General features: G+C 64.5%; 5 protein-coding genes. All 5 read right to left on the minus strand.

Translation table 11 applies throughout. The annotated features are described in order from the left end of the window. The coding region (locus AC1DSN_RS18830; protein ID WP_477332195.1) for a hypothetical protein at positions 1–649 on the minus strand (649 nt) is incomplete at its 3' end. Positions 650–757: 108 nt separating this feature from the next. Then, complete coding sequence (locus AC1DSN_RS18835) at positions 758–1,435, minus strand: hypothetical protein (RefSeq protein ID WP_063571357.1); 678 nt, start codon at positions 1,433–1,435, stop codon at positions 758–760. A 2-nt stretch (positions 1,436–1,437) separates the two neighbouring features. Continuing rightward, a complete protein-coding gene (locus tag AC1DSN_RS18840) occupies positions 1,438–1,836 on the minus strand; it encodes an RNA-binding S4 domain-containing protein (RefSeq protein WP_063571358.1) in 399 nt (132 codons plus the stop codon). A 38-nt stretch (positions 1,837–1,874) separates the two neighbouring features. Next, positions 1,875–2,780, minus strand: coding sequence for an AEC family transporter (locus tag AC1DSN_RS18845; RefSeq protein ID WP_477296744.1), 906 nt, complete (start codon positions 2,778–2,780; stop codon positions 1,875–1,877). Positions 2,781–2,922: 142 nt separating this feature from the next. Then, the coding region (gene htpG, locus AC1DSN_RS18850) for a molecular chaperone HtpG (protein ID WP_477332197.1) at positions 2,923–4,461 on the minus strand (1,539 nt) is incomplete at its 5' end.

Genomic DNA, 4,461 nt, shown 5'->3' on the forward strand with positions numbered 1-4,461 from the left:
GTTCCGGTAGCGCGGGCATCTTGCCTGTCGCGGCGGCAGCGAGCATGGAGCAAGCTGCGTATTTGAGTATGTCCCGCGTGCCTTGTTGCTTTCGCCAAGGGCGGATCACCAGCGATGTCGCGCCCATTTCCCCATCGAACTCGACACGCATCTCAAGTGGAGCGTAACGCGGCACCGTCACTTTCGACGGTTCGGCAAACATGGGGCCAAGCGCGATGATATCCACAATGCCCTTCGAACCGCGGTATTCCTCGTGCGCGATCCTGGTGTCGGGTATCTTGCCAAGGAACGCCTTGAGGCGAGCTATGGCGCCGTGCGTGTCTTCGCCGGACGATGTGAGTGTCCAGGTACCGTATACGGGCAGCGTCCCACCGATGAAATCGGGCACTTCTGTGAAGTTGGCTTCGCAAAGCTGGGTCGATTCTTCGGGGGTGTACGGAACCGGCAGAGCGCCGCCGCCTGCTGGGGCGGTGCTCTCGGGTACCGCCGGTGTGCCCGATGATTCGCCGGCGTATGCGTGAGCGGCCGGCGCCAGGCACAGGAATGCGACTCCCAAGCCAAAGTAGAGCAAGGAGCGCATACGAGCGCTCGCATTACGAGGAGCGTAAAACATCATACTGTCCTTGTTCCCTGATGATTGGATCGCCATGCCGGCGTCCGTCGATTGAACACCACAACCGTCGAGCAGACAAGTAAAGGCCAATTCTCGGTAGGCGTACCGTGATGCAGGCCCCACTAGCCGGACCGTCGCCGACGCTCAGGGCGCCGGACCTGGCCTTTTTTGTGTGATGCCATATTGGTGCGCTTCGATCATCGTGCGCATCAGCACAACAAAAAGATCCGCACTGAACAGCGACAGCGTGTGCACGCTCCACAGCGTGTGGCCGTAAGCGTCCAACAGTCGCAACGAACCGTCCGGACCACCTTCGTCGAGCTTCGCGATGTCCGCGATGGAAAAGTGCTGCCCGTCGATATCGACACCCACGCTGCTCAATCGAACGACGGCGTGCGTGACGGCGTGGAACGTCAGCACCTCGCCGGCTTCCAGCGTGCGCAACGCCAGGGGGCCGCGCTCACGCAACTGGCCGCCGATGATTTCGCCGCGCAGATGGAATGCGTCGCCATGGTCGTCGAGCACGTCGACCCACGGATCGTCCGGACCACGGCGAAATGCGAGCGCATCGGCCGGCCCGGACAGTCGCCGACCCGTGCGATAGAGGTGGAGATCGGCCATCGCCATGAACGGCACGAAGACGATTCTTCGCTGCGCGGCACGGCGCACGACGATGCCGTACTGGTGCAGGTCGAGCGCCGTGCCGGATCGCATCGCGAACGACGGAAACAGCCTGCCGATCGCTTGCAGGAGACGATGGCCACGCGTGCGTCCATGACGACTGAGCAGCCGTCCCGGCACGATGTCGGTGGGAACGAGCATGGTCAGAGCGTCTTCTTCAGGTCCTGGATCAAACGGCGTGCGTGCTTGTCCGGCTTACCGTGGGGGCGAAGCAAGGCGCCGCCAGTGAGCCGGCGATCCTCGCGCTGACGCTCGCGTTCGGCGATGCTCTCTTCGGTTTCGGTGTAGAGCTTGCGCGCCTCTGGCGCCGGACCACGCTTTTCGGACAGCGCGGCGACGACCGCCACGAAGCGCTCGTCGCCCCTCGTGATCTTCAGGTGGTCGCCGATCTGCACCGTCTTCGCCGGCTTGCACGCGGCATCGTTGAGCTCGATTTTGCCGCCGACAATCGCTTCCTTGGCCAACGCGCGGGTCTTGAAGAAGCGGGCGGCCCAGAGCCACACATCGGCACGCACGCCAGGGATCGTCGGGGTTTCGGTCATGGGGAAAGTGTGAGGTCGCAGCGGCGCAAAGCCAAGCCTCAGCCCGCAGGCAGCAATAGGTTGCCCAATGGCACCGTGATCAGGCAGAGCAGGATGCCGGCGCCAAGGACGGTGTTCGCCAGAAGGGGCTCGAGGTCGTACTGGTCGGCCAGGATCGCCGCGGAGATCATCGGCGCCATGGCAGCCTGCAGGACGCCGACCGTAAGGGTCAGGCCACTGAGGCCCGCGGCGATACCGATGCCAAACACCACCAGCGGCGCCAACACCAGCTTCCAACCCAGCCCGGTGACGAGCGCACCCAGCTGATCGCGCTGGAGGTGCAGACGGAACTGAAGGCCGACCGAGAACAGCGCCAGCGGTGTCAATGTCGAGCCGATCTGCAGCATCACTTTCTCGATGCCCGCGGGCCACCCGCCCAGCAGCCCGACGACCACGCCGATCACCAGGCAGACGAAGGCTGGGAAAGTCAGCACACGGCGCACGATGGCAGCCACGCTCGCACCCCGGCCCGAGTACAACGACGCCACCACGATGCCGCCTGCTGCCAGCATCGGAAAGCAACCGAGCTGGTCGGCGATGACCGCTACGGAAAGCCCCGCCTTGCCATGCAGGGCTTCCATCATCGGATAGCCCATGAACGAGGTATTGCCGAGGCCGCAGACCAGGGTCAGGCAGCCGACCCGCGCAGGCGACCACGCGAAAATCCGGCCGAGTGTGGCAAACAGTGCCCATGCCCCGAAGAACGTGACGTACATGCCGACGACCGGGAACCAGAGCCGCGCATCGATCGTGACGTGCGGAACGAGCGCSAGCACGAGGGCCGGCAAGGCGATGTTGAGCACCCACCAGTTGATGCCGGGGACGATGCCTTCGGGCAACGTGGCGAAGCGCCGGCACAGGATGCCTAGGGCGAGGCAGGCGAAGAGAATAAGCAGGGCTGACATGGGAGACGACGATAGCAGGCTCTGTGTGGGAGCCGCTTCAGCGGCGATGGGGCAAGCGCAGCCGTTGAAGGTTGACGCGAGCACCCAATCGCCGATGAATCGGCTCCTACATAGAGCATCGCCGCTGAAGCGGCTCCCACATTTAGCCGAGGAGGACGCGGTTCATGCGCTGGACGAAGGCGGCGGGATCGGCGAGCTGGGCGCCGGCGGTGATCTCGGCCTGTTCCAGGAGCAGTCCGGCGATGTCACCGGCCTTGGCATCGTCGGTCTCGGCGGCGAGGCGCTTGACCAGCGGATGCTCGGGGTTCAACTCGAGCACGGCCTTCGACTCTGGCACATCCTGCCCGGCTTCACGCAACAGGCGGGCAAGGTGCGGCGCGAGGTCGAAGTCGGCCAGCGCGAGGCACGACGGCGAATCGGTGAGACGCGCGGAGACGCGAACGTCGCCGACGCGATCACCGAGCAGGGTCTTCGTGCGCTCGATCAGCGGGGCGGCTTCAACGGACGCCGCTTCCTGCTTCGCCTTGTCAGCCTCGTCGAGCGGGAACTCGCCCTTGGACACGTTGCGCAGGCGCTTGCCGTCGTATTCGGTGAGGTAGCCGAGCATCCACTCGTCGACGCGGTCGGACATCAGCAACACTTCGATGCCCTTGGCCTTCAGCGCTTCCAGCTGCGGGCTGCCGGCGGCGGCGGCGTAGCTGTCCGCGGTGACGTACCAGATGGTGTCCTGGCCTTCGCCCATGCGGCCGATGTAATCGTCGAACGAAACCGTCTTCGCCTGGCCGTCGCCCTTGGTCGATGCAAAGCGCAGCAGCTTGGCGATGCGATCGCGGTTGGCGGTGTCTTCGACAATGCCTTCCTTCAGCGTGTTGCCGAAGCCGGCGAGGAACGTCGCGAACTTCTCCGGCTCATCGCGCGACACCTTCTCGAGAAGGTCCAGCACGCGCTTGGTGCAGGCGGCCTTGATGCGCTCGAGCTGGCGGTTCTGCTGGAGGATTTCGCGACTGACGTTGAGCGGCAGGTCGTCGGCATCGACCACGCCACGCACGAAGCGCAGGTAGTTCGGCAGCAATTCTTCCGCGGCGTCCATGATGAAGACGCGCTTGATGTAGAGCTTGAGGCCCTTGCGCTCTTCACGGCCGCCCATCATCAGGTCGAACGGCGGCTGTTCCGGCACGTAGAGCAGCGTGGTGAAACTCTGGCTGCCTTCGACGCGGTTATGCGTCCAGGCCAGCGCGTCGTTGAAGTCGTGACCGAGCGCCTTGTAGAAGTTCTGGTATTCCTCGTCCGTGATCTCGCTCTTGGGACGACTCCACAGGGCCGACGCCGAGTTGATCGTCTGCCACTCGGTCGGATCGGGCTTGCCATCCTTCTCGGCCGGCATGCGGATCGGGAAAGCCACGTGGTCGGAGTACTTGGTCACGGCCGCACGCAGCGTCCAGAACTTCAGGAACTCGTCTTCGTCGGCCTTCAGGTGCAGCACGACGGTGGTGCCGCGCTCGGTGACATTCATGTCCTCGAGCGTGTATTCGCCCTTGCCATCGCTTTCCCAGCGCACGCCGGCTTCGGTCGGCTCGCCCGCGCGACGGCTGATGACCGTGACCTTGTCGGCCACGACGAAGGCGGAATAGAAGCCGACGCCGAACTGGCCGATCAGGCGCGCGTCGGCCTTCTGCTCGCC

This window comes from Luteibacter sp. P4_D7_3 (assembly GCF_056401735.1).

Bases quoted from the DNA above. Each gene is read 5' to 3' on its own strand.
- AC1DSN_RS18835 (WP_063571357.1), bottom strand. From the start codon at position 1,435: ATGCTCGTTCCCACCGACATCGTGCCGGGACGGCTGCTCAGTCGTCAT.
- AC1DSN_RS18840 (WP_063571358.1), bottom strand. From the start codon at position 1,836: ATGACCGAAACCCCGACGATCCCTGGCGTGCGTGCCGATGTGTGGCTC.